Source organism: Pseudomonas atacamensis (assembly GCF_017167965.1).
GTDB lineage: Bacteria > Pseudomonadota > Gammaproteobacteria > Pseudomonadales > Pseudomonadaceae > Aquipseudomonas > Aquipseudomonas atacamensis.
The window spans coordinates 4596859-4620122 of sequence record NZ_CP070503.1; the positions used below are offsets into that span (position 1 = coordinate 4596859).

Annotated in this window: 25 protein-coding genes, 1 tRNA gene and 1 pseudogene; 7 read left to right on the forward strand and 20 right to left on the reverse strand. The window is 59.7% G+C overall.

The annotated features are described in order from the left end of the window. Positions 1-31 precede the first annotated feature (31 nt). The 3 genes from JWU58_RS20955 (at position 32) to JWU58_RS20965 (ending at position 2156) form a co-directional block, all read left to right on the forward strand. Positions 32-724 carry a pseudouridine synthase gene (locus JWU58_RS20955; RefSeq protein WP_206420913.1) on the forward strand — a complete coding sequence of 231 codons (693 nt, stop codon included), beginning with the start codon at positions 32-34 and terminating at the stop codon, positions 722-724. 316 nt (positions 725-1040) lie between these two features. Next, a complete protein-coding gene (locus JWU58_RS20960) occupies positions 1041-1925 on the forward strand; it encodes an alpha/beta fold hydrolase (RefSeq protein WP_016771295.1) in 885 nt (294 codons plus the stop codon). Positions 1926-2082: 157 nt separating this feature from the next. Beyond that, positions 2083-2156: transfer RNA gene (locus JWU58_RS20965), tRNA-Gly, on the forward strand. Positions 2157-2299: 143 nt separating this feature from the next. Here the strand turns inward: JWU58_RS20965 and JWU58_RS20970 are convergent. After that, positions 2300-3583, reverse strand: coding sequence for a type II toxin-antitoxin system HipA family toxin (locus tag JWU58_RS20970; RefSeq protein WP_206420914.1), 1284 nt, complete (start codon positions 3581-3583; stop codon positions 2300-2302). Beyond that, a complete protein-coding gene (locus tag JWU58_RS20975; RefSeq protein WP_206422217.1) occupies positions 3583-3879 on the reverse strand; it encodes a helix-turn-helix domain-containing protein in 297 nt (98 codons plus the stop codon). The genes JWU58_RS20970 and JWU58_RS20975 overlap by 1 nt, the downstream gene beginning before the upstream one ends. Positions 3880-4088: 209 nt before the next feature. Here JWU58_RS20975 and JWU58_RS20980 point away from each other — a divergent pair, with 209 nt between their 5' ends. Both JWU58_RS20980 and JWU58_RS20985 read left to right on the forward strand, forming a co-directional pair. After that, positions 4089-4391, forward strand: coding sequence for a type II toxin-antitoxin system HigB family toxin (locus tag JWU58_RS20980; RefSeq protein ID WP_110601775.1), 303 nt, complete (start codon positions 4089-4091; stop codon positions 4389-4391). Beyond that, the gene (locus JWU58_RS20985) at positions 4391-4747 is read left to right on the forward strand and encodes a helix-turn-helix domain-containing protein (protein ID WP_110601773.1); all 357 of its coding nucleotides are present in this window, start codon (positions 4391-4393) and stop codon (positions 4745-4747) included. Before JWU58_RS20980 ends, JWU58_RS20985 begins: the two co-directional genes overlap by 1 nt. Positions 4748-4813: 66 nt before the next feature. Here the strand turns inward: JWU58_RS20985 and JWU58_RS20990 are convergent, their stop codons facing one another. Both JWU58_RS20990 and tam read right to left on the reverse strand, forming a co-directional pair. Then, positions 4814-5173 (reverse strand): DUF6124 family protein, encoded by a 360-nt coding sequence (locus JWU58_RS20990; protein WP_122611736.1) that lies wholly within the window; start codon positions 5171-5173, stop codon positions 4814-4816. A 586-nt stretch (positions 5174-5759) separates the two neighbouring features. Further along, positions 5760-6530 (reverse strand): trans-aconitate 2-methyltransferase, encoded by a 771-nt coding sequence (gene tam / locus JWU58_RS20995; protein ID WP_206420915.1) that lies wholly within the window; start codon positions 6528-6530, stop codon positions 5760-5762. Positions 6531-6689: 159 nt separating this feature from the next. Here tam and JWU58_RS21000 point away from each other — a divergent pair, with 159 nt between their 5' ends. Further along, the gene (locus JWU58_RS21000) at positions 6690-7100 is read left to right on the forward strand and encodes a low affinity iron permease family protein (protein WP_206420916.1); all 411 of its coding nucleotides are present in this window, start codon (positions 6690-6692) and stop codon (positions 7098-7100) included. A gap of 161 nt (positions 7101-7261) precedes the next feature. Here the strand turns inward: JWU58_RS21000 and JWU58_RS21005 are convergent, their stop codons facing one another. The 10 genes and pseudogenes from JWU58_RS21005 to yiaY form a co-directional block, all read right to left on the reverse strand. Then, positions 7262-7765, reverse strand: coding sequence for a DUF4142 domain-containing protein (locus JWU58_RS21005; RefSeq protein ID WP_110601762.1), 504 nt, complete (start codon positions 7763-7765; stop codon positions 7262-7264). Between the two features lie 153 nt (positions 7766-7918). After that, positions 7919-9268: a sensor domain-containing protein gene (locus JWU58_RS21010; RefSeq protein ID WP_206420917.1), complete on the reverse strand. Its 1350-nt coding sequence runs from the start codon at positions 9266-9268 to the stop codon at positions 7919-7921. A gap of 75 nt (positions 9269-9343) precedes the next feature. Continuing rightward, positions 9344-9982, reverse strand: coding sequence for a LysE family translocator (locus tag JWU58_RS21015; RefSeq protein WP_016771303.1), 639 nt, complete (start codon positions 9980-9982; stop codon positions 9344-9346). A 61-nt stretch (positions 9983-10043) separates the two neighbouring features. Beyond that, positions 10044-10175, reverse strand: a pseudogene (locus JWU58_RS21020) (glutathione transferase); the annotation flags it as partial. Next, positions 10174-10908 (reverse strand): PA3715 family protein, encoded by a 735-nt coding sequence (locus JWU58_RS21025; RefSeq protein WP_206420918.1) that lies wholly within the window; start codon positions 10906-10908, stop codon positions 10174-10176. The gene JWU58_RS21025 and the pseudogene JWU58_RS21020, both read right to left, overlap by 2 nt. A 194-nt stretch (positions 10909-11102) precedes the next feature. Continuing rightward, positions 11103-12434 carry an MFS transporter gene (locus JWU58_RS21030; protein WP_016771305.1) on the reverse strand — a complete coding sequence of 444 codons (1332 nt, stop codon included), beginning with the start codon at positions 12432-12434 and terminating at the stop codon, positions 11103-11105. Between the two features lie 179 nt (positions 12435-12613). Then, on the reverse strand, positions 12614-13540 hold the full coding sequence (locus tag JWU58_RS21035; protein ID WP_123442950.1) for a hydroxymethylglutaryl-CoA lyase: 927 nt from the start codon (positions 13538-13540) through the stop codon (positions 12614-12616). Next, positions 13537-14730 carry a CaiB/BaiF CoA transferase family protein gene (locus JWU58_RS21040; protein ID WP_123442951.1) on the reverse strand — a complete coding sequence of 398 codons (1194 nt, stop codon included), beginning with the start codon at positions 14728-14730 and terminating at the stop codon, positions 13537-13539. The genes JWU58_RS21035 and JWU58_RS21040 overlap by 4 nt, the downstream gene beginning before the upstream one ends. A gap of 246 nt (positions 14731-14976) precedes the next feature. Next, positions 14977-15882, reverse strand: coding sequence for a LysR family transcriptional regulator (locus tag JWU58_RS21045; protein WP_206420919.1), 906 nt, complete (start codon positions 15880-15882; stop codon positions 14977-14979). Positions 15883-15950: 68 nt separating this feature from the next. Continuing rightward, positions 15951-17099 (reverse strand): L-threonine dehydrogenase, encoded by a 1149-nt coding sequence (yiaY, locus tag JWU58_RS21050; protein ID WP_041478894.1) that lies wholly within the window; start codon positions 17097-17099, stop codon positions 15951-15953. A 154-nt stretch (positions 17100-17253) separates the two neighbouring features. On the opposite strand from yiaY, the gene JWU58_RS21055 reads away from it, so the two are divergent. Then, positions 17254-18273: a DUF4917 family protein gene (locus JWU58_RS21055; RefSeq protein ID WP_206420920.1), complete on the forward strand. Its 1020-nt coding sequence runs from the start codon at positions 17254-17256 to the stop codon at positions 18271-18273. 58 nt (positions 18274-18331) lie between these two features. Here the strand turns inward: JWU58_RS21055 and JWU58_RS21060 are convergent, their stop codons facing one another. From JWU58_RS21060 to JWU58_RS21085, 6 genes are all read right to left on the reverse strand, one after another. Continuing rightward, positions 18332-18676 (reverse strand): YegP family protein, encoded by a 345-nt coding sequence (locus JWU58_RS21060; protein WP_206420921.1) that lies wholly within the window; start codon positions 18674-18676, stop codon positions 18332-18334. A gap of 80 nt (positions 18677-18756) precedes the next feature. Next, on the reverse strand, positions 18757-19338 hold the full coding sequence (locus JWU58_RS21065) for a DJ-1/PfpI family protein (protein ID WP_206420922.1): 582 nt from the start codon (positions 19336-19338) through the stop codon (positions 18757-18759). A gap of 219 nt (positions 19339-19557) precedes the next feature. Beyond that, the gene (locus JWU58_RS21070) at positions 19558-20784 is read right to left on the reverse strand and encodes a class I SAM-dependent methyltransferase (protein WP_206420923.1); all 1227 of its coding nucleotides are present in this window, start codon (positions 20782-20784) and stop codon (positions 19558-19560) included. Between the two features lie 256 nt (positions 20785-21040). Further along, on the reverse strand, positions 21041-21658 hold the full coding sequence (locus JWU58_RS21075) for a TPM domain-containing protein (protein WP_016771315.1): 618 nt from the start codon (positions 21656-21658) through the stop codon (positions 21041-21043). Between the two features lie 33 nt (positions 21659-21691). Further along, on the reverse strand, positions 21692-22444 hold the full coding sequence (locus tag JWU58_RS21080) for a TPM domain-containing protein (protein WP_206420924.1): 753 nt from the start codon (positions 22442-22444) through the stop codon (positions 21692-21694). Positions 22445-22457: 13 nt separating this feature from the next. Continuing rightward, complete coding sequence (locus tag JWU58_RS21085) at positions 22458-23066, reverse strand: LemA family protein (RefSeq protein WP_024011957.1); 609 nt, start codon at positions 23064-23066, stop codon at positions 22458-22460. Between the last annotated feature and the right edge of the window lie 198 nt (positions 23067-23264).

Below are 23264 nucleotides of genomic sequence, written 5' to 3' on the forward strand. Positions count from 1 at the left end.
TGCGCGGCCCTTCGTCCGTTGAATCCTGACCATGCGCGTCGACCGCTTCCTCAGCAATCTGCCCCGCTACAACCGTCAGCAGGTTCGCCTGTTGCTGGTGGAAAAGCGCGTGCGGATTGACGGAAAAGTCGTCAGCGACCCGCACAGTGAGGTGCTGGAATTCAGTCGGGTCGAAGTCGACGATGAGGTGCTGCAGAGCGGCAAACCGGCGCGCTATTTCATGCTGCACAAACCCCCGGGCTGCGTCAGTGCCACCCGCGATCCGCAGCATGCGACCGTGCTCGACCTGCTCGATGAACCGCACAAGGACGATCTGCACATCGCCGGACGTCTGGATTTCAATACCACCGGGCTGATGCTGATCACCAATGACGGCGCCTGGTCGCGGCGCCTGACGCAGCCGCAAACCAAACTGGCGAAGGTTTATTACGTCGAAACCGAACAGCACATCGACCCGAGCTACGCGCTGAAATTTGCCGAGGGCATCTACTTCGCTTTCGAAGATCTGACCACGCAACCGGCGCAGCTTGAGCTGCTCGGCCCACGCTCGGCGCGACTGAGCATCGTTGAAGGCCGCTACCATCAGGTCAAGCGCATGTTTGGTTTCTTCAACAACAAAGTCCTGCGCCTGCACCGCGAATCCATCGGCGAACTGACCCTCGAACACGCGCTAAAACCGGGCGAATACCGCGCTTTGCGCACCGAAGAGATTCATTTGTTCTAAGCCGGCGACCGCTCAGCCGAAGTTGTCGAACAATTCGCCGACGGCACTTGCGTGATCCTGAGTCCCCTGCTTGAATCAGGACGTCGGCCGAAATGTGACCGATGAGTCACCACATACTTCCAAGAAACTTTTTGTCGGTCGTCTGCCCTCAAGGGCTGCGCCTCAGCCGGCAATCTGCCCGCCAATAACAACACCCGTCGACCTGCCGTACCGGATCGACATGGGCCAGCAAATTTCAGGCGTATGCCTACCTGTCACAAAGCTCGTGCAATCTCGATTGCGCGCATACCCGCTTGCTTGCCAGGAGTCTTATGACATGAGGCCAGAAATCGCTGTGCTGGATATACAGGGTCAGTATCGGGTTTACACGGAGTTCTATCGCGCAGACGCCGCAGAAAAGACCATCATTCTGGTCAACGGCTCGATGGCCACGACTGCGTCGTTTGCACAGACCGTGAAAAACCTGCACCCGCAATTCAACGTGGTCTGCTATGACCAGCCCTACGCGGGTCGGTCAAAAGCCCACAACCGGCATGAGAAACATCTGACGAAGGAAGTCGAAGGGCAGATTCTGCTGGAGCTGATCGATCACTTCGCCGCCGAACACGTGCTGTCCTTCTCCTGGGGCGGCGCCGCCACTCTGGTCGCCCTCGCCCAGCAACCGCGGCGCATTGAAAAAGCCGTGATCAGCTCGTTCTCCCCGGTAATCAATGCGCACATGCTCGATTACCTTGAGCGCGGCGTCGATTACCTCGGCAGCCGTGACGGCGACCGGGTCGGTCATCTGGTCAACAACACCATCGGCAAACACCTGCCGTCGCTGTTCAAGCGCTTCAACTATCGCCATGTCAGCAGCCTCGCCGAGCATGAGTACGGGCAGATGCACTTTCACATCAACGACGTACTGCACAGCGATCGCCAGTGCTATCTGAATGCGGCGAAAAAGATCAGCGTGCCGGTGCTGTTCCTGAATGGCGAATGGGACGAATACACCGCCGCTGAAGACGCACGCCTGTTTGGCAATCACGTCGCCCACAGCAGCTTTACCACCCTGCAAGCCACCGGGCACTTCCTCGACATGGAGCACAAAGCCGCCTGCCGCGACAGCCAGAACGCCCTGCTCGGCTTTCTGAAACCTGCGCCGCAAGCCAGCCGAACGCGCTACTCGTTTGTGCAGGATCACCATGCCCTGGCCATTTGAAACAGCGTCATCGCGGGCAAGGCTGCAAGCTGCAAGTGCCTGTTGCACCGGCGCAGTCCTTGTTCGCGATCGACCGATTTCTGCGCGGCAAAGCCCTCGCAGAGAAAAGAAAACTTCAAATCCGTGGCCGAGTCTGGTACAAAGTCAGCCGCTCTGAGCGGGTATAGTTTAGTGGTAGAACGAAAGCTTCCCAAGCTTTAGATGAGGGTTCGATTCCCTCTACCCGCTCCACCGAATATTGATCTCGCGTTGTGTTGTCCGACGAGGGATGCAGGAATAGAAAAAGCCGGCCTTGATGGCCGGTTTTTTTGTGGGTGGGGTTTCAATCTCAGCGTCAACAACCTACCGGAGCAATGCTGCTCCCCGTCTGCAGCTTACTTCTCGAAATCCAGATGCAGCCTCGCCAGTACATTGAAGATCGGCTCCCCGGCTTTGTGCGGGACGTTCAATCGAGTGAATACTTTCTTCCAGTTGGCGAGCGCAGCGAGAGTCTGCTCGATATATTCCTCGGCCTTGAGGTATTTGTAATCCTTGCAGATCTCCATGATTCGCTTGCGCGTAGGCGTGCCGGGAGTGCGGCCACCGAAGTCAGTGGTGTGCTCGCCCATGGCGTTTGCGAAGGTCAGGTCGTATGCCGGGGACAGCGTCCAGGTTTCTTTCTCGCCTTTTTTTTCAGGATTGTGGCAGAGAAAGGCAAAGTTCTTCGCATGGTCGTCATGGTTGTGAGACAGCGCATTGAAGATCATCAACCTGGCCATCTTTTCCACTTCGACGGAGCTTCTGGTCAACACCTGAGTGAGCTTGAGCAGGTTCGGGTAGTCGATGGATGACAATGCGCGGTAGTCCGCGTACATGAGCGCCGAGACGGTCATCATGTGAATCTTGCGCTCGCCGTCGCGGTCGAAGCGCTTGGTTGCGAAGAAACGCTCAACCTCGCCGCCAGGCATCTGCACATTCAGAAGATCCGATTCAGCCATGGTCACTCCGGCGGCACGAGCCATCTCGGCATAGGCGAGTTCAATGCCGCCGGTTTCAATCGGTTCGTACAATGCCCTGAACTTCACGATCCAATGTGCATAGCCCTCGGGCAGGGCATCAAAGGCCGAAATTGCGTGTTTTTTGTCGGCAGACAGCGCCACGATTGCCTTCGGTCGTGCGCCCCCCGGTGAGCCACCGGCCAGTCGCAATTTGGTAAGCACCGCAGGGGTCTCACCCTCTTGAACTTCGATTGAAGCTTCGTAGAGTTGGCAAATATCCAAAGGGCCTGTGAGCTCTGTTTTTTCCGCCTTCGGCTGATATTCAAACGCACCCATACTGCGCTCGCCCATATAAGCAAGGCGATCAAGCGCTGTGAGGGTAAGGTGGGTGCCGTCACCGAAGGTGCTGTCGAAATATCGATCCATCAGCAGCAGGCCCCAGCCGTCAGGCAGTGAATCGGCGAACGGTCCGTGTAGCCCTTCGAAGAGGCTGGTGTTCCTGGCCAACTGGGGCTTTTCGTCCCAAGCCATTGTCAGCGGCGAAAGATTGTAGCCAGTGGCAAGCCAACCCGGATCGTAAGCGAAGTAAATCCCCCGGCCCGCGACTCTGACCAGCTCACCAACCTTGGCGCCCTCTTTCAAAACATTCAGCGCTTCTGTGTGTTTGAAAGGCTTGATCATCAGCGCATCCCTCTCTTGCGCCTGGCATTCTTCAGCTCATCCAGCGAGCTCGGTTGCTCTGGTTTGAACAGCTTGGTCACAGCTTTGAGTTCATCAAGCGCAGTGGCTATCAGGATCAAAGCCTCCAACGTCACGAGCCCGGTCGCTTCGAATCGCTTGATGGTGGATTCGGAAACCCCCGCCTTTTCTGCGAGCGTCTTGCGGGAAAGGTTTTTGGAGAGCCGCAGGATTTTGGCGTTTTCTCCGACATTTCTAGCGATCTCAGCCGGCGAGTGAAGCAAATGCATGAATGACATGGCAAACCCTTCAAGGCTTAATTGGTCTTTATGGAGCCATTGTAGATCGTTATGCTGGATTACGGATCGTTTATGAACCATTGCAAGAAAATTCATATGACCCATACATGCTTTGCAATTCAATGTTGAACGCCCGTTCACAAAGCACATTCAAGATTGCCCCTCCACTCAGTAACGACTAGTATCTCCCATATCGGGAGGAGGCATGGATGCGGATAATTGCAAGAGCGACGCTAAGACAATTTTGGGAAAGCACACCAGCTTATGCTGATGCTCAGACACCTCTCGTTGAATGGTACCGCCATATGGATAAGGCGATTTATCGAACTCCGCAAGAGGTTAAAGCTGAGCTGCGAACGGCTAGTGTGCTCAAGGGAGCCAGGGTGGTATTCAATATCGGCGGGAATAAATATCGAGTGATTCTGGCGATCGACTACCAACGGCAACTTGGTTTTATCCGCTTCGTTGGGACCCACGCTCAATACGACCAGATCAACGCGGAGACCGTTTAATGAACATCAAACCCATTCGTAGCCCGGAAGACCTGACCGCAGCATTGCTGCGCATGGAACAGCTGTGGGGTGCAGAAATCGACTCGCCGGAGGGCGATGAGTTGGAAATTCTCGCTCTGTTGATCGAAAAGTATGAGGAGCAGCATTTTCCGATGCCGCCTTCTGATCCCATTGAAGCAATCAAATTTCGCATGGATCAGCAAGGTTTGACACCGCGGGATCTTGAGCCCTTTATTGGCACAAGTGGCCGCGTTTCGGAGGTGCTGAACCGCAAACGCAAGCTGAGTCTGGCGATGATCAAACGTCTGCACGATGGCTTGCGTATTCCTTATGAATGCCTGCTTGCCAGTGTCTGAAGAAAATATATCGCACGAAAAACCGGTCGCAACGACCGGTTTTTTTGGCCCGGAAATCAGCGCTGGCTAACCCACCGGTACCACATTATCCAGCACCTGATTCACCGCCAGCTCGCCCAGCATGACGACCTGGGCGATGCCGAGCAGGGTTTTGCGCTGGCTGCCGTCGAGCAAGGCGGCAAAGTCGCCGAGCATGACGCTGGCCGAGCCGAGGGATTCGCTGGCGTTGACCAATAGCGACTCGGTGTCGGTGCTCGGGTTGACCTGGAACATGCTGCTGGTCTGGTACGGCGGTGAGCTGGTTTGCGGCGGGATGAGATAGTGGTCGAGGGCGCGTTCGGCGGCTTCGTGGAGTTTTTTCGAATCGAGGGACTCGTACGGAGAGACCGGATCGGTTTCCGGTGGATTTGGCGTTACCTTGAACATGGAATCTTCCTGTAGTGGTAACTGCAACCGTCCCGCTGCTATACGAAAGGGTGGCAGCTGTACGCAAGTTAGCAGACCGGTAGGAAGTCCAAAACCCGGCGCACCCGAGGGTGCCATGCGCACAGCCACCATCAAGTGCAGGCGAAGCCTGACTGGAAGGTACATGTGCAACCGTTGGTCAATCCTGGCCGGGCTGCTAAACCCGATCACTGGAAATCAGTGACGCGAACCAAGTTACCGACCGCCCGCCAGCCGCACAAGCAGGCGGATTCTGGCGTACCGGTAGGCAGCGGCGCAAGGATTTGTAGGCATCGGGACGTAACGCGATTCGACTTTAAACAGCCATGGCGCACCACGTGTAAAAGCCTGGAAAACAGAGGGAAATTTCCGACGAGTTCAGGGTGAACGAGTTGAAAGGATGCCAGAGGACGATGATGGTGGCGGTGCAGCGGTGATCGGTTTTGCATGCATCAAGAGGCCCCTCACCCTAGCCCTCTCCCGAGGGAGAGGGAACCGACCGGATTGCTTTCAAGGGATGCGCCGACCTGAGATAACGTGGCGAACTCCAGAAAGTTAGAGGCGTGATTCAGCGAGTCGCAACAATAAACAAACGTGGAAACGGCAACAGCACCGAGCCGTCAGCCAAGGCCGGATAAGCCTTGGCAACCTCCGCCAGATACCGCTGCAGATACTGCGCCCGCTCCTCCTCGGTCAATGGGCTCAGGAATGGAATCAACCCGCTACCCTTGAACCACTCCACCACCCCCGCCGCCCCGTCCCGAAGTTGGTGGTGATAGGTGGTGCGCCACACATCGACCCGCGCGCAATGCGGGCGCAGCATCGAAAAATACTCACTGGCACTGGCCATGTCGGTACGCTGCCCGGCAGCGTCTGCGAGCCTGCTCGCCCACGGCCCGTTGGCGGCGACTTCACGCATCAAGCGGTGGGACGGTTCGTTGAGGTTGTCCGGCATCTGGATCGCCAGGCTGCCACCATCTGAAAGCTTGCTCGCCAAGGCTGGCAGCAACGAAGCGTGATCAGGCACCCATTGCAACACTGCATTGGCGAAGATCACATCGAACGGGCCTTCATCGGCCCACTTGTCGATCTCGGCCACCTCGAACTGCACATCGGGCAAGCGCTTGCGCGCGGCGGCGATCATGTCCGCCGAACTGTCCAGGCCACTGACCCTGGCCTCGGGAAAACGCTGCACCAGCAACTCGGAGGAATTGCCCGGCCCGCAACCGATATCCACCACCGCCCGGGCGTGCGCCGTGGGTATCGCCGCCAACAGATCACGGGCCGGACGGGTGCGTTCATCTTCGAAAGCGACGTACTGCTTGGCAGACCAACTCATTGCGTTCTCCTGTTGGGGTTTTCTGTCGACTGTCGACACGATACCGCGATCTGCGCCGTACGCCTTCCCTACCAAAGTCCTGCACCGAAACTTGTAAACAGAATTTTCAGCGCAACGCCGATGTCTGAATTTCAAGCTCCCAAAACAAGGACTCCCATCATGAAATTCGCAAAAATTGCCCAAAAACTTGCCCTGTGGGCCGGTAGCCCGAAGACGTTCATGGGGGCGTTGATCCTGATCGGGTTGTGGGGGTTGAGCGGGCCGATTTTTGGTTACAACGACACTTGGCAACTGATCATCAATACATCGACGACGATCATCACGTTCCTGATGGTGTTCCTGATTCAGAACACGCAGAACCGCGATACCGACATTCTGCACTTGAAACTCGATGAGCTGCTGCGGGTGAACAAGGAAGCGCAGAACGCGATGCTCGGGCTGGAGGCGCTGGATCTGAAACAGCTTGAAGCGCTGCGCCGGCATTACCGCGCGCTGGGTGAGAATCAGGTGTTTGATCTTGAGGGGCTTGGCGACAAGAGCAAGCCAAAGCAGGATTTGAATAAGTGCTGAGCAAGTAAACACACCCAGTGGAAGCGAGCCTGCTCGCGAAGACGGAGGGTCAGTCAAAACATCATTGACTGACACACCGCTTTCGCGAGTAGGCTCGCTCCCACAAAGGACACATGCATTTCAACTGAAGGCTTCGTTCGCGCTGCAACAATACGGCGAAGTTAGCGACTGGCCTGCAACGCTCGGGCTTTCTCCAGATGGTTTTGCAGCTTCGGCAAGGTCTCATCCGCAAACGCTTTGATTTCCGGCACGTCGGTGGTCTGTGCCTGTTGCTCGATCTGGGTGATGGCCTCTTCGGTCGCCTTGACCTGACTGGCGGCATAGGCCTGATCAAAAGTCGCGCCGTCCTTCACTTCCGGCATCAACTCTTTGGCCTTGTCGGCGAGTTCTTCGCGGGGGGCAACCGGCAGGTCGAGCTTCTTGGCGATTTTCGCCAAATGCTGGTTGGCCGTGGTGCGGTCGTTGATGACAACAATGGTGTAATCCTTGACCTCTTTGGATTCGGTTTTGCCGTGGGCCTGACGGCTGGCTTCGATGTCAGCCATGCCTTTGGCGGAGGCATCGTTGATGAATTCGGCAGGCGACTGGGCGAACGCAGTGCTGGCGCACAGGCCCAGCAAAGTCGCAAAACTGGCATTACGTAAACGGGTGGCCATCCGGCTCATGGTCGCGCCCTCCTTCGTGGAAAATTCAAGCGGGCCGTGATTCGCCCGCTGCTCAAATAGTCGCGGCGGACAATTGTCCGCCTCAGTTAAGAAGGCTTTGGCGTTCAAAGGTTTAGAAAATCTGCCGGGACCGCGACGAACGGTGCGCTCGCTTCAGATGCCCAAGGCCCGATGATTCAGGCGCTTGGCCGCATACATGGCTTGATCGGCATGCCGGAACAGTTGCTGTTCTTCTTCACCGTGTTCAGGGAAACGCGCCACGCCGATGCTCGGTTCGATACGCAGGTCATGGCCGTCGAGGCGCATGGGCTGCGCCAGTACCAAGCGGATTTTCCCGGCGACGCTGTTGGCATCTTCAGCGGCATGCACGCTATGCAACAGCACGACAAATTCATCGCCACCGATACGCGCCACGGTGTCGGTTTCACGCACGCAGCCTTTCAGCCGATTGGCCACGGTTTGCAGGAGCATGTCACCGACAGCATGGCCATGGGTGTCGTTGACCTGTTTGAAGCGATCCAGATCGACATACAGCAGCGCCATGTGTCCGTGCACGGTTCGCGCATGGGCCAGCGCAGCCCTGAGCCGATCACGCAGCAGTTCGCGGTTGGGCAGTTGCGTCAGTTGATCGTATTGCGCCATGCGCTTGAGCCGCGCATGCAGTTGCTGGCGTTCGATGGCCGTGGCGACTTGTGCGCAGACGTATTGCAGCAGTTCCTTGTCCTGCTCGGTGTAGCGTTCGCCGCCCGCGAGGCTTTTGACGATCAGGGCACCGATGGTGCCGTTTTTTGAGCTCAGCGGTACGCCGAGCCAGCAAGGCGCGTTCTGCTCCGCCACCAGCGCAGCGAAGTCGGGCGTGGCATCGGCGCTGTCCGGGGTCAGCAACATTGGCTGGCCGCTGCGGATCACTTGCGCGCAAAGCCGTCCGATAACGGTGCCGGGCTGCTCGGGCTGCAATTCGTGATCGTCGACGTGATAGGGAAAACTCAGCTGCGCGCAGTGTTCGTCGTAAAGCGCCACAGAAAAATTCAGCGCCGGCAGCCATTCGCCAATGAGCAAATGAACCCTTTTGAACAGCGCCAGCAAATCTTCCGCCGCATGCGCCGCCTCGGAAATTGCGTACAACGCCGCTTGCCGCGACTCGGCCTGCTTGCGCTCGGTGATATCGCGGGCGACGGCGATGCGCAGTTGGTCGACCTCCGACCAGCGCGCCGACCAGGAAATATGCGCGACGCTGCCGTCCTTGCGCAGGTAGCGGTTCTCGAAATTGTGCTTCGGGTCGCCGCCCATGATTTCGCCTGCGGCCGCGAGGGTGCGCTGGCGATCGGCCGGGTGCACCAGCTCGATCATCGAGCGGCCGATCAGCTCGTCAGGCGTGTAGCCGAAAATCCGCTCGCAGGCAGCGCTGACAAAAACGAAACGGCCCTGTTTGTCGACCGCGCAAACGGCGTCCAGCAACAGGTCCATGTAGCTCGCCAGCGGCGCAGGGTTAGGGCTTTCCATGGTTCTACGGGATGTCCGCACAGTGCAGCGATTTCAATCGTCCATGATCGTGATTGCGCGTCCCTGCCCATTTCATCAAGTCTTGTTCGGCAGCAGCCCCGGCAGCGCGTGCATCAACGCATTGATGGCGAAGCCGATAAACATCACGCCGCATAAACGGGTGATGAGCAGCTCATGACGCTGATACACCGTGCGCACCCGCTGCGCGCCGACCACGCCGATGAGGATAGCGTAAGCCAGCGCACCGCCGATAAAGCTCAGGGCGATCAGCGCCGGCAGCATCGACCAATTGAGCAGTTCGGCGCGGCTCGACAGCAGCGCCGTGAAGGTCGCCACCGCCACCGGGTAGGCCTTGGGATTGGTCAGGCCGAAGACGATGCCGTGCCAGAACGGCTGCCGCGCCGCGCCTTGCGCCTCGTCGCCGCTGCGGCGTTGGGCACGCACCGCACGCCAGCCGAGCCAGAACAGGTACACCGCGCTGAGCACGCCGAGTACATCGAACGCGGTGCTGCCGATTTCCCGCGCACCGACAATCGCCACTAGCGCGGTGCTGCACCAGATCACGTCGCCGAGCAGATGCCCACACAGAAACCCCGCCCCGGCCCGCCGGCCATGGGCCGCGCCAATCCCGAACACCGCCAGCACGCCCGGCCCGGGGGTGATCCCGTAGATGAAACCCGAAGCCAGAACGGCCAACAGCAATGATGGAGTCATGAGAAACCTGCAAGCGCCAGAACACGTGGCGCAGAGTCTATATCACCGAGATTGAAGCGGATCAGGGTTCGTCGCAGAAACGCATGCCGGAGTACGGTTTCTGCCGACACGCAGCCAGCCGCGACTGCAAATCGCCGACATGGGCTTCCAGCTTGTGGCCGTCGGGGTCGAGAAAGTAGAACGACGCGCCTTCAATAGCCTCTCAGATTTTCGGGAACGAAATATTGCTGTCCGTCATAGCGCAACGTGGTCAGCACCGGCTTTTCGTGGGTAGTTTTCGACTCGCAGGTGTCGGGTGGCCCCTCACCGACCAGGCCCGTAGTGACCGAGCGGACAATGATATCGGCGTAACCATGGGAACTGGTTTTGCCCATCTCAAGCGTACGCACCGTCTCCGAGCGCTCTCCGGCACAATTGCCATCCCATTCGCCACTGAAGCTGTAGACGACCAAACGATCCAGCACCGGGCGCAGTTTGTCGCCCTCTTTCACGTAGAGCGACAGCAGGGTTTCATCCAGCGGATTGACGCGCGACGAGCCTTTGAAATGGGCGCGTACGCCGAAGGCACGGAGGTCGGACGTGAGTTTATAACGCGCCGTATCCAGCTCCAGACTCTCCAGCGCGATGGCATCGGAGAGAAACGCCGACCGCTGATGATAGGTCGCCAGCGGCTTGGGGCTGCCAGCGGTAGTGACGGCCAGAGCCAGATCGTATGAACCCACCCTGCCGTCCTGGCCATAGACGGGATCGGGCACGAACGTCGATAGCGCGGTAATCGTCAGCGACGGATAAGCCGGCCAGTCCTTGCACAAAGAAAAGTCCGCTTCGCCACTGACCGCAGGCGGCGTGCAATCTGCCCACGCCTGCCCAGCCATCAACCACCCGCAGAGCGCGGCAGCGCTGATCCATATGGACTTCATTGTCACTTCCTGCTCCTTGAAGATATTTCCAGGCGCGCACTATCCCTTTCTGCATCGGAGGATTCAACAGATCTGGCCAGCGAATCCTCTCATGTGTCTGAAGTCGGAATTCGCGAGCAGGCTCGCTCCCACAGGAAATCCGCATTGCAAATGTGGGAGCGAGCCTGCTCGCGAAGGCGTCATCGCCGACGCAGCCAATCTCAATACTTGTCGAGCGTACGCAACTTCTGCGGCAAGCCCCACAGCAGCAACGCTGCGGCGATCAGCGCGGCGACGCCGATGACGTACAGCGCCGGGGTGGTGCTGCCGGTGAGGTCCTTGATGCGTCCGACCATGACCGGGCTGACAATCCCACCGAACTGCCCCAGGGTATTGATCACCGCGATCCCGCCCGCTGCGCCGGCACCGGCGCCCGCCAGTAGCTTCGGTGGCAGGGTCCAGAAGCTCGGAATCGAAGCGATGATACCGGCGCCGAGCAGGCCGAGCGCGACGATCAGGAAGGTCGTGTGGCTGGCGAAGATTCCTGCGCTGAAAAAGCCGATCGCGCCGACGATCACCAGCCCGGCGACAAACTTGCGCCGTTCACCGGTGGCGTCTGACAAGCGCCCGATCACCACCATGCTGATCGCCCCGCAGATGTACGGAATGGCGGTCAGCAGGCCGATCATCACCGGGCTTTCGGTGCCCGCGCTGCGGATCAATTGCGGTGCCCAGAAATTCAAACCGTAGGACGCGACCTGAATCAGGAAGTAGATCAAACCCAACGTCAGGAACCCGGGAATTTTCAGCGCCGCGAGCAATGAGCCGCCGCTCTTGTGTGGTTCGTGATGAGCGATGCGACTGGAGAGCAATTTCTTCTCGTCAGCTGTCAGCCAGTGCGCATCCTCGATGCGGTCCTTGAGCTGCGTCAGCACCAAGAAACCCAGCGCGATGCACGGCACGCCTCCGAGCAGGAACAACCAGTGCCAGCCGCGCATCTGCAACACGCCGTCGAGGTGTTGCAGCACCAGCCCGGAGAACGGCGCGCCGACCAGCCCGGCGAATGCCGAGGCGAGAAACAGCATCGAGGTGATGCGGCCACGGAAGTGCTGCGGAAACCACAGGGTCAGGTAATACAGCACGCCCGGAGCAAACCCGGCTTCCATCGCGCCGATAACGAAGCGCAGCGCATAGAACTGCCATTCGCTGTTGACGAAGACCATCGCCGCCGTCGCCACGCCCCAGGACATCATGATCCGCGCAATCCAGCGCCGTGCGCCGACCTTGTACAGCATCATGTTGCTCGGCACTTCGAACAGCACGTAACCGACTACGAACAGCCCGGCGCCCAAGCCATACGCGGTATCGCTCAGGCTCAGGTCGGTCTGCAACTGGAATTTGGCGAAGCTGATGTTGATGCGATCGAAAAAGGCGAACAGGTAGCAGACCATGATCAGCGGCATCAGGCGCCAGGCGACTTTGCTGACCAGGGCTTTTTCGGCGTCGTGATCGACGGACGGATTCACGCCCGCCTCCATTACGTTGAGGCTCATAGATTTTCTCCAGGCGGACTACCGATGGGCGTCCGATTGTTTTTGTTGTCTGGTTACTGCTGAATGCTTTTGAACTGTGGGAGCGAGCCTGCTCGCGAATGCGCCAGATCAGTCGATACCGATGTTGAATGACACACCGCGTTCGCGAGCAGGCTCGCTCCCACAAGGGTTTTGTATCTTCAGGTCGGCATCGGATGCAGATCGCAATTGCGCCCGGCCTTGGCCAGTTGGCCGGGAACATCGTGGCCCAACAGCGCCGGCAAGCCGCGCGAAAGCTTCAGCAGCAGCGGCAAATCGATCCCGGTGGGAATGCCGACTTCAGCGCACAGGTTCACCAGGTCTTCGGTGCAGATGTTGCCCGACGCCCCCGGCGCAAACGGACAGCCACCGAGGCCCCCGAGCGCCGCATCGAAGCGCCGCGCGCCGGCCTCGTAAGCGGCCAGTACATTGCACAGCCCAAGGCCGCGGGTGTTGTGGAAATGCAGGGTCAGATCGGCCGGCGAAACCCGCTGCAAAACGCGCCGCACCAAGCGATCGACCTGACGCGGATTGGCCATGCCGGTGGTGTCGGCGAGGCTGATGCCCTGAATGCCGAGCTCTTGATAAGCGTCGACAATTTGCAGCACGCGATCCTCATCGATCCGTCCTTCGAACGGACAACCGAAGGTGGTGGCGATGCTGCCGTTGAGGCGCACACCTGAGCCGCTGACAAACGCAATAATGTCAGCGAACGCCGCCAGCGACTCTTCGCAACGCATGCGCATGTTGGCAAGGTTGTGGGTCTGGCTGGCAGACATCACCAGATTCAACTCATCGGCATTCGCCGCCAATGCGCGTTGCGCGCCTTTGAGGTTGGGGATCAACGCCACGTAAATAACACCCGGCTGACGCTGAATGCCGTTGAACACTTGCTCGCCGTCACGCAGGCCCGGAATGGCTTTGGGCGAGACGAACGAGCCGGCCTCGATGCGGCTGAATCCGACCTGTGACAATTGATTGATCAGGGCGATCTTGTCAGCGGTTTCCACCCACGTCGGCTCGATCTGCAAACCGTCGCGGGGCGAGACTTCCTGGACGATCAGGGTTTGCGAATAGTCAGTGATCATTGCACCACCCCCTGGCCTTTCAGACGTTCGATGTCGAGTTCAGTCAGGCCAAGATTGGCGAGAATAGCGTCGGTGTGCTGGCCCAGTTTCGGCCCGGACCAGTTCACCCCGCCGGGCGTCTCCGAGAGTTTGGGGACAATGCCGGGCATCTTCACCGTTGCGCCACCGGGCAACTCGGCATCGAGCAGCATGTCCCGCGCCTGATAGTGCGGATCGGCGACGATGTCAGCCACCGAGTAGATGCGCCCGGCCGGCACTTCAGCGGCTTCGAGGGCGGCCAGTACCTCGTCGATCGGCAGGCTGCTGGTCCAGTGTGTGATGGCCGCATCGAGCAAACCGCTCTGCGCCGCGCGGCCGTCGTTGTGGGCGAACTCTTCTGCCTCGGCCAGATCAGCGCGGCCGATGGTGTGCATCAGACGCTTGTAGATCGGGTCGCTGTTGCCGGCAATCACCACGTAGGCGCCGTCCGCCGTGAGATACGTATTGGAAGGCGCGATACCCGGCAGGGCACCGCCGCTGCGTTCGCGGACATGGCCAAGCATGTCGTATTCCGGCACCAGACTTTCCATGACGTTGAACACGCTTTCGGCCAGCGACACATCGACGATCTGCCCACCGCCCTGCCCGGTCTTGACCCGCAACAGCGACATCAGCGCGCCAATCACCGCGTGCAGCGAGGCCAGCGAATCGCCGAGGCTGACACCGACTCGCGCCGGTGGCGAATCGGGATTGCCGGTGGTGTAGCGTATGCCGCCCATGGCCTCGCCAATCGCACCGAAACCGGGTCGGTCACGGTAAGGCCCGGTCTGGCCGTAGCCGGAGATACGCACCAGAGTCAGGTTCGGATTCAAGGCATGCAGCACGTCCCAACCCAGACCGAGTTTTTCCAGCGCACCGGGACGCAGGTTTTCGATGATTACGTCTGCATCACCGGCCAGTTGCTTGACCAGCTCGATGCCTTCAGCGGATTTCAGATTGAGCGCCAGGGATTTCTTGTTGCGCGATTGCAGGTACCACCACAGCGATGTGCCTTCGTGCAGCTTGCGCCATTTGCGCAGCGGGTCGCCCTGACCCATGGCTTCGATCTTGATCACCTCGGCGCCGAACTCGGCAAGCATGCGCGCGGCAAACGGCGCGGCGATCAGGGTGCCGATCTCGATCACTTTGATTGCACTCAAAGGGGCAGTCATCGCGGGGTACCTCTTGTTCTTGGAATATGTCGCCAAGGCTAGAGGAACGATGATCGGAGAATCCAGCCGTCTCTCGGCAAAGGGCGTTCGCGAAATGCGAATGCTTCAGCGATGTGGTGAATTCGAAGCCGCTTTCGCGGGCAAGCCCGCTCCCACAAGGTTCTGTAGTGGTTTCAGATTCTGTGTTCACAAGTTCAATGTGGGAGCGAGCCTGCTCGCGAAGAGGCCATCAGCTGCAATGAAGATCTACCGCCCGCGCAAATGCTCAAACAACATCCGGCTCACCGGCGACAATCCCGCCTCATCGCGCACCACCACAATCAGCGCGCGATCGGACCAGTCGTCGGTCAGCGGCACCGCACGCAAGCCCAGTGCCTGACCAAACAACTCATAGGCTCGCTGCGGCAGAATGCCGATGCCCATGTTCGCCTGGACCATCCGGCACACCGCATCGAACCCCGGCACATGAATGCGGATGCGCAGGACTTTGCCAGCCTGCCGCGCCGCCGCATGGGTACGCATGTTGATCGAACTGGCTGCGTGCAAGCCGACGTAATCGCTGTCGAGGGTTTCGCCGAAGGCCACCGATTCGTGCGTAGCCAACGGATGCTCCGGCAGCATCACCACCACCAGTTTGTCCGGGCGGTACAACACGCTGTGCAGGCCTTTGGTGTCGCTGTCCTCAGAGCAGATGCCGAGGTCGGCGACGCCATCGAGCACGCCCTGAATCACCCCCGCGCTGGGGCGTTCTTCAAGGTCGGTCTTGACCTGCGGATGCCGCGCGGAGAAGTCGCGCAAGTCTTCAGGCAGAAACTGAATGATCGCCGAAAGATTGGCCAGCATGCGCACGTAACCACGCACACCGTGGCTGTGCTCGCCCAGTTCCAGGCCCATCTTCTCCACGTTGAAGAGCATCTGCCGGGCGTGGTGCAGCAGGGTTTCACCGGCCGGCGTGAGGATCATGCCTTTGGCCTGACGCACGAACAAAGCGATGCCCAGCGCCTCCTCCAACTCCATCAGGCGCTTGCTCGCCGCCGACACCGCGATGGCCTCGCGCGCAGCCGCACGGGTCAACGTGCCTTCCTCGTGGACGGCGACGAACAGTTGCAGAGTGATCAGGTCGAGACGGCGGATCAGGCTTTTTTGCAGCATGGGATACTCGGCGATGGTGGCGCGAACGAACGGCGAGGATAACGCCGTTCGTAAACGCTGTGCCGGTCTCAAAACGCGTTGCGGAAAATTTCCTCGATCTGGCGCTGATCTGCCGCCCGTGGATTGGTCAGTCCGCACGCATCCTTCAAAGCATTGGTGGCGAGCACCGGGATATCGCTGAGTTTCGCGCCCAGCTCACGCAGTCCTCCGGGAATCTCGACGTCTTTGGCAAGGTTGCGAATGGCATTGATCGCCGCCTGCGCGCCCTCCTCTGCGCTGAAACCACGAATATCCGCGCCCATGGCGTGGGCGACGTCCCTGAGTCGGTCAGCGCAGACCAGCGCATTGAAGCTCTGCACATGCGGCAACAGCACGGCGTTACAGACGCCGTGGGGCAAGTCGTAGTAGCCGCCCAGCTGATGCGCCATTGCGTGGACAAATCCGAGCGAGGCGTTGTTGAACGCCATGCCGGCGAGGAACTGCGCGTAAGCCATGTTCTCCCGCGCCGCCAGGTCGCTGCCGTCGCGCACCGCCAGACGCAGGTTGCTGCTGATCAGGCTCATCGCTTTAAGCGCGCAAGCATCGGTGATCGGGTTGGCGGCAGTAGAGACGTAGGCTTCGATGGCGTGGGTCAGCGCGTCCATGCCGGTGGCGGCGGTGAGGCCTTTGGGCATCGCGACCATCAGTTCCGGGTCGTTGACCGACAGCAGTGGCGTGACGTTGCGGTCGACGATGGCCATTTTCACGTGGCGCGATTCGTCGGTGATGATGCAGAAGCGGGTCATTTCGCTGGCAGTGCCGGCGGTGGTGTTGATGGCGATCAGCGGCAATTGCGGCTTGCTCGAGCGGTCGACGCCTTCGTAATCGCCAATCTGCCCGCCATTGGTTGCGCACAGCGCGATGCCCTTGGCGCAATCGTGCGGCGAGCCGCCACCCAGCGACACGACGAAATCGCAACGGCTTTCCTTCAACAGCCCCAGACCCGATTCGACATTGGCCGTGGTCGGGTTCGGTCTGGCGCCATCGAAGATCACCGAATCGATGTCCTGCATCGCCAGTTTCTCGGCAATCATTGCGGCCACGCCAGCCTTGGCCAGCCCGGTGTCGGTGACAATCAGCGCCTTGCGAAAACCATAATTGCGAATCGCGACCATGGCTTCGTCGAGGCAGCCGCTGCCCATGATGTTGACCGCCGGAATGAAGAAGGTGCTGCTCATCGTGTGTCTCCTGACTGAAGCCGGATCGACTGCCTCGATTCGGCGGGTGCGCACAGAATCGACCGATCGGTCACGAGCGATGTTGATCTGGCTCAATGTCCGCTCGTGATAAAGTCGCCGTCCATCTGCCCTTTGTTTTGAGACCGCCCACGCAATGACCGATTTTCTCGATGTCGACGCCACCCTCGAAAACTGGAATGCCTTGCGCGCCGCGAACGATTTTCAGGGTTTGCTGGTGGGCAATGGCGCCAGCCGCGCGGTGTGGGATGACTTCGGCTATGACTCGCTGTTCGAGAACGCCCGTACGGTCGAAGAGAAACCGCTGAGCCCATCGGAACTGGCGGTGTTCGATGCGCTGCAAACCCGCAGCTTCGAGCAAGTGCTGGGCGCCCTGAAAACCACCAGCCGGGTCAACAAGGCCCTGGCGGTCAGCTCGGCGGCGCCGCGCAATCGCTATTACGCAATCAAGGAAGCGCTGATCAACACCGTGCACGCGGTGCACATCCCGTGGCGGCTGGTGCAGCCTTCGACACTGACAGTGCTCAATGCTGAACTGGCGCGCTATCGCACGGTGTTCACCACCAACTACGACCTGCTCAATTACTGGGCACTGCAACACCCGGGCGAGGCCATCGACGACCTGTTCAACGGCGCGGACGCGAGTTTCGATCTGAGCCAGAGCGCCACCGACAAACCGCGTCTGCTCTACCTGCACGGTGGTCTGCATCTGGTGCGCAATCAGGACGGCACCGCACGCAAACTGACCTCGACCGAAGGCACCCTGCTCGGCAGTTTCGCCATCAACAATACGATCAAGACCCTGGACGACGTGCCCCTGTTCGTCACCGAAGGGCCGAGCGCCGACAAGCTCAAGACCATTCGCAGCTCGGATTATCTGTCGTTCTGCTACGAGCAGTTACTGGCCCATGGCGACAGCCTGTGCATCTTCGGCCACGCGCTGGGCGAGCAGGATGCGCATCTGGTGCGGGCGCTGCGCCTGGCCAGACCGAAGTGCGTGGCGGTCTCGATTTATCCGCGCAGTGCCGCGTTCATCCAGCATCAGAAGCGTCACTACGCCAAGGTGTTTGAAGGTACCGGGGTTGAGTTGCGGTTCTTTGATGCCAAGAGTCATGCGTTGGGTGATCCGAAATTGTCGGTACCGGTTGAGGTTTGATATTGGTCGGGCTGACGCCTTCGCGAGCAGGCTCGCTCCCACAGGTTGATGTCGGGTTTCAGAGGACAGGCAGGGTCTTGTCCTTGATGGTTTTCGTCGGGCCGTTGGCCTTCACGCTGGCGATGCCCTTGTCGCACGCGCCATCCGATGAATACGACTCGCTGCTGCCGATGACTTGGTGATTGGCCGCCTTGAGATTGAAGTACGGGTGGCCGTCCTTGGTCGATTTTTTCTCGTAACGCTCGTCCAGCGGGCTGTTGGCCTGCACCGAGGCGATGCCGCCGTCGGCACCGGCGCGGGTGCTGTAGAGCTCGCTGGTCAGAATCGTTTCGGCGTTCGATGCTTTCAACACGAACCTGAATTGGCCGTTGCTGCTTTTGCTCACTTCGTACCATCCGGACATGTCTGTTTCTCCTGGGGGCGATTGAGAGATTTCGCGCTTCAGAGTAAAGACCAGCAGCCGCGGTCTGTCGCCTGCCTCGACTACAAGGTGATTTTCGTACCGAGCAGACCGAGGAAACCGGCCAGCCATTTAGGATGCGCCGGCCACGCCGGAGCGCTGGCCAGATTGCCCTGAACATGGCCGTCGGTCACCGGAATGTCGATGTAGGTGCCGCCCGCCAGACGTACTTCCGGGGCGCAGGCCGGATACGCGCTGCACTCACGCCCCTCGAGCACACCCGCCGCCGCGAGCAGTTGCGCACCATGGCAGACCGCTGCGATGGGCTTGCCGGCGTTGTCGAACGCGCGCACCAGTTCGAGGACTTTGTCGTTCAGCCGCAGGTATTCCGGCGCACGACCGCCGGGAATCAGCAGCGCGTCGTAATCGGCTTCGCTGGCCTTGGCGAAATCGAAATTGAGGGCGAACAGATGACCGGGTTTTTCGCTGTAGGTCTGATCACCTTCAAAATCATGAATCGCCGTGCGCACGGTGCTGCCGGCGGACTTGTCCGGGCACACGGCGTGGACCGTGTGGCCGACCATCTGCAAGGCCTGGAACGGCACCATCACTTCGTAGTCTTCGACGTAATCGCCGACCAGCATCAGGATCTTTTTCGCGGCCATGGGAATACTCCTCGGGGAAAGGTCTGGGAGTATTCAAGGTAGACCCAAATTGAGCTGCAAGCTGCAAGCTGCAAGCTGCAAGCTGCAAGCTGCAAGCTGCAAGCTGCAAGCTTCAAGCTTCAAGCTTCAAGCTTCAAGAAAAAACAGGATCACCCATATCAGGCACACCAGCGTCATGCTTCAACTTGCAGCTTGCCGCTTGAAGCTTGCAGCTGCCTGTTAAGGCATATAGCCGTCAGCGCGCAGCAGGGTTTCCAGGCAGTGTTCGCTGATGTGGTAGAACGCCTTGAGCTCCGCAATCTTCGCCAACAACTGGGTCGGATCGACCGGTTCGGCGCGTTTCACCGCGAGAATCATCTTGTTCTTGTTGGTGTGTTCCAGCGAGATGAACTCGAACACCTTGGTCTCGTAACCACAGGCTTCGAGGAACAACGCGCGCAAGCTGTCGGTGACCATTTCCGCCTGTTGGCCGAGGTGCAAGCCGTATTGCAGCATCGGCTTGAGCAGCGCCGGGCTCTGGATCTGCAGGCGGATCTGTTTGTGGCAGCACGGCGAGCACATGATGATCGACGCACCCGAGCGGATGCCGGTGTGGATCGCGTAATCGGTGGCGATGTCGCAGGCATGCAGGGCGATCATCACGTCCAGCTCGCTCGGCGCCACCGTGCGCACGTCACCGCACTTGAACACCAGCCCCGGATGTTCAAGCTTGGCCGCAGCGGCGTTGCACAGGTTGACCATTTCTTCGCGCAGCTCGACGCCGGTGACTTCGCCCTCGGCCTTGAGCGTATTGCGCAGGTAGTCGTGAATGGCGAACGTCAGGTAGCCCTTGCCCGAACCGAAATCGGCGACCCGCACCGGTTTGTCCAGCGCCAGCGGCGACGAGGTCAGGGCATGGCTGAACACTTCGATGAACTTGTTGATCTGCTTCCACTTGCGCGACATCGCCGGGATCAGCTCGTGTTGCGCATTGGTCACGCCGAGGTCCTTGAGGAAGGGGCGGCTCAGTTCAAGGAAACGATTTTTCTCGCGGTTGTGCTCGGCCGAAGGCGCTTCACGCAATTGCTGAGGTTTGCTCTTGAACAGCGAACTCTTGCCCTTTTTGCTGTATTCCAGCTGCGCTTCGTCGGTCAGCGCCAGTAAATGCGCATTTTTGAACGAGGTCGGCAGCAGACCCGCAATCAGCGCCATGCCTTCGCTCAGCGGCAGATTCTTGGTAATGTCGCGGGTCTTGTAGCGATAAACGAAGGAAAGACACGCCTGCGCCTTGACCGTCACCGGTTTGATGATGACCCGCTGCAGATCCGCCTCTTCACCGACGTACTTGGCCAGCACCAGCTTGATAAAACCGCTGTCGTCGAGGCTGGTTTGCAGCAGCTCGATGAACTGGGCGTGGTGATCGGCGGCCGGTTTGGCGGACGGCGCGGAAGAAGCGGAAACGGACATGGACAAGCGGCCTCGGACGGGCGGAATCGGGAATGGCGGGTATTTTAGGGGGGATGGGGGTTGGGGACACCCTCTTATTTACCCAACGGCAAAATCCATGACACCGACCTTTGTGGCGAGGGGATTTATCCCCGATGGGGCGCGAAGCGGCCCTCTGTGTTCGGCCCGTCAAACCACGCGCGCAGGTGTTGCGACTGCTACGCAGCCGATCGGGGATAATTCCCCTCGCCACACAGGCCAAATATGCGCGACTGCTTCAGCCCAACACCACCAACCGATTCGGCAATTCATTCCTCACCTGCGTCACCGGCACATGCACCTTCAACAACTCGCCACACGCCTCCACGCACGTGACAAACCCTTCCAGCGTGCGCCCCTGCCTGACCTGTTCGGTAAACGCTGCGACAATCGCGTCCCAGTTGCTGTTATCCAGCCGTTTGGAAATCCCCTCGTCCACCAGAATTTCCACATAGCGCTCAGCCTCGCAGACAAAAATCAGCATGCCGGTGCTGCCCACGGTGTGGTGCAGGTTCTGTTCGAGAAACTGCCGCCGCGCCAGGTTGGAGGCGCGCCAGTGGCGCACGCGGCGCGGGACCAGATGCGTGGTGATTTTCGGCAGACGGAACAACAGGCACAGGACGATGAACATGCCCCATTGCACCAACAGCAGGCTGCGCAGGGTCAGCCAGCCCGTGAGGTAGTGGACGATGCCCGGCAACACCAGCGCCAGCAGGCTGGCCCAGAGCAGCGGGATGTACGCGTAATCGTCGGCACGGGCAGCGAGCACCGTGACCAGTTCGGCGTCGGTGTCGCGTTCGACCCGGGCGATGGCCTCGGCGACTTTGCGTTGTTCGTGTTCAGTCAGTAATGCCATGTCGAAAAGTGCCTGCTCATTATTCTTTTGATCTCACCAGCCGCCGGACGAACCGCCGCCGCCGAAACTGCCCCCGCCACCGCTGAAGCCGCCACCGCCACCGCCGCCGAATCCGCCGCCACCGCCGAAGCCGCCCCCTCCTCCGGAGCCGCCCCGGCCGGCAGGCAGGATACCGAGCATCTGGCAGACAAACACCGTCAGAATGAACAGCATCACCAGAAACATGAACAGCGTCGGGTGCCGCGAGATGAAATCATCCGCCGGGTCGCCGCTGGATTCGTACACGGTCGACGGTTCGTCCAGCGGATTGCCACCGAGCACCACCAGCATCGCCGCAACGCCATCGCTGATGCCTTTGCTGAAGTTGCCGGCCTTGAACGCCGGCGTGATGACCTGATGAATGATCACCGACGACTGCGCATCGGTCAGGCGATCCTCCAGGCCATAGCCGACTTCGATGCGCAGTTTGCGCTCGTCACGGGCGACGATCAGCAAGGCGCCGTTGTTCTTGTCCTTCTGGCCGATGCCCCAGTGCCGACCCAGTTGGACGCCGAAATCCTCGATGGTGGTGCCCTGCAGATCCGGCAGCGTGACCACCACCAATTGCTCGCCGGTGGCCTGCTCGTGCGCCTGCAATTGCTGGCTCAGTTGCGCGCGAATCGATGGCTCGAGCATTTGCGCCTGATCGACCACGCGCCCGCTCAGCGGCGGAAACGTCAATTCGGCCCGGGCGCTGACGGCGAACAGCCAGAGCATCAGCACCAGGCCCAGTTTCAACACACGCATGGGCAACCTCGAATCAGAATTTCACTTCCGGGGCCTTCTCCGCGCCGGGCGTGGTGGCTTCGAAGGTTTCGCGCATCGGCAGATCGCTGTACATCACGCTGTGCCACAGGCGACCGGGGAAAGTGCGGATCTCGGTGTTGTACTTCTGCACCGCCAGAATGAAATCGCGACGCGCCACGGCAATGCGGTTTTCCGTGCCTTCGAGTTGCGATTGCAGAGCGAGGAAGTTCTGGTTGGCCTTCAGATCCGGGTAGCGCTCGGAGACCACCATCAAGCGGCTCAATGCGCCGGTCAGTTGATCTTGCGCCTGCTGGAACTGCTTGAGCTTCTCGGGATTGTCGAGGGTGCTGGCATCGACCTGAATCGAGGTGGCCTTGGCTCGCGCTTCAATCACTGCGGTCAGGGTTTCCTGTTCGTGGGCCGCGTAGCCCTTCACGGTTTCCACCAGATTGGGGATCAGGTCGGCACGGCGCTGGTACTGGTTCTGCACCTGGCCCCAGGCGGCTTTGGCCTGTTCGTCGAGGGTCGGGATATTGTTGATGCCGCACGCGGTCAACAGCGTGGCGAACACCAGCAACGTGGCGATCTGTAACCGTGAACGGGAGGTTGAGCTGATATTCATTGCAATGATGCTCCATGACACATTTGATTTAAAAACCGAGCGCTGGGCATTCCCGGCCAGCGGTTGGGGCATAATCGGCGCCGCCACTGGCATGCGACGGGCTAATCGGCTAAAAAGTGCCCTTCGCGTTCACGTTGCCGCTGTCGGCTGCGGTTTTCCGGCTCAGGATTTTGCGCTGGTATCCGAACAACAATAGTC

Coding starts and splice junctions, on each gene's coding strand:
- JWU58_RS20985 (WP_110601773.1), top strand. CDS start 4,391: ATGAACATCAAACCCATTCGTAGCCCGGAAGACCTGACCGCAGCATTG.
- JWU58_RS20955 (WP_206420913.1), top strand. CDS start 32: ATGCGCGTCGACCGCTTCCTCAGCAATCTGCCCCGCTACAACCGTCAG.
- yiaY (WP_041478894.1), bottom strand. CDS start 17,099: ATGAGCAGCACCTTCTTCATTCCGGCGGTCAACATCATGGGCAGCGGC.
- JWU58_RS20980 (WP_110601775.1), top strand. CDS start 4,089: ATGCGGATAATTGCAAGAGCGACGCTAAGACAATTTTGGGAAAGCACA.
- JWU58_RS21040 (WP_123442951.1), bottom strand. CDS start 14,730: ATGACTGCCCCTTTGAGTGCAATCAAAGTGATCGAGATCGGCACCCTG.
- JWU58_RS20975 (WP_206422217.1), bottom strand. CDS start 3,879: ATGTCATTCATGCATTTGCTTCACTCGCCGGCTGAGATCGCTAGAAAT.
- JWU58_RS21065 (WP_206420922.1), bottom strand. CDS start 19,338: ATGGCCGCGAAAAAGATCCTGATGCTGGTCGGCGATTACGTCGAAGAC.
- JWU58_RS21045 (WP_206420919.1), bottom strand. CDS start 15,882: ATGCTGCAAAAAAGCCTGATCCGCCGTCTCGACCTGATCACTCTGCAA.
- JWU58_RS21055 (WP_206420920.1), top strand. CDS start 17,254: ATGACCGATTTTCTCGATGTCGACGCCACCCTCGAAAACTGGAATGCC.
- JWU58_RS20990 (WP_122611736.1), bottom strand. CDS start 5,173: ATGTTCAAGGTAACGCCAAATCCACCGGAAACCGATCCGGTCTCTCCG.
- JWU58_RS21000 (WP_206420916.1), top strand. CDS start 6,690: ATGAAATTCGCAAAAATTGCCCAAAAACTTGCCCTGTGGGCCGGTAGC.
- JWU58_RS21060 (WP_206420921.1), bottom strand. CDS start 18,676: ATGTCCGGATGGTACGAAGTGAGCAAAAGCAGCAACGGCCAATTCAGG.
- JWU58_RS21005 (WP_110601762.1), bottom strand. CDS start 7,765: ATGAGCCGGATGGCCACCCGTTTACGTAATGCCAGTTTTGCGACTTTG.
- JWU58_RS20960 (WP_016771295.1), top strand. CDS start 1,041: ATGAGGCCAGAAATCGCTGTGCTGGATATACAGGGTCAGTATCGGGTT.
- JWU58_RS21015 (WP_016771303.1), bottom strand. CDS start 9,982: ATGACTCCATCATTGCTGTTGGCCGTTCTGGCTTCGGGTTTCATCTAC.
- tam (WP_206420915.1), bottom strand. CDS start 6,530: ATGAGTTGGTCTGCCAAGCAGTACGTCGCTTTCGAAGATGAACGCACC.
- JWU58_RS21035 (WP_123442950.1), bottom strand. CDS start 13,540: ATGATCACTGACTATTCGCAAACCCTGATCGTCCAGGAAGTCTCGCCC.
- JWU58_RS21080 (WP_206420924.1), bottom strand. CDS start 22,444: ATGCGTGTGTTGAAACTGGGCCTGGTGCTGATGCTCTGGCTGTTCGCC.
- JWU58_RS21010 (WP_206420917.1), bottom strand. CDS start 9,268: ATGGAAAGCCCTAACCCTGCGCCGCTGGCGAGCTACATGGACCTGTTG.
- JWU58_RS21085 (WP_024011957.1), bottom strand. CDS start 23,066: ATGAATATCAGCTCAACCTCCCGTTCACGGTTACAGATCGCCACGTTG.
- JWU58_RS20970 (WP_206420914.1), bottom strand. CDS start 3,583: ATGATCAAGCCTTTCAAACACACAGAAGCGCTGAATGTTTTGAAAGAG.
- JWU58_RS21030 (WP_016771305.1), bottom strand. CDS start 12,434: ATGAGCCTCAACGTAATGGAGGCGGGCGTGAATCCGTCCGTCGATCAC.
- JWU58_RS21070 (WP_206420923.1), bottom strand. CDS start 20,784: ATGTCCGTTTCCGCTTCTTCCGCGCCGTCCGCCAAACCGGCCGCCGAT.
- JWU58_RS21075 (WP_016771315.1), bottom strand. CDS start 21,658: ATGGCATTACTGACTGAACACGAACAACGCAAAGTCGCCGAGGCCATC.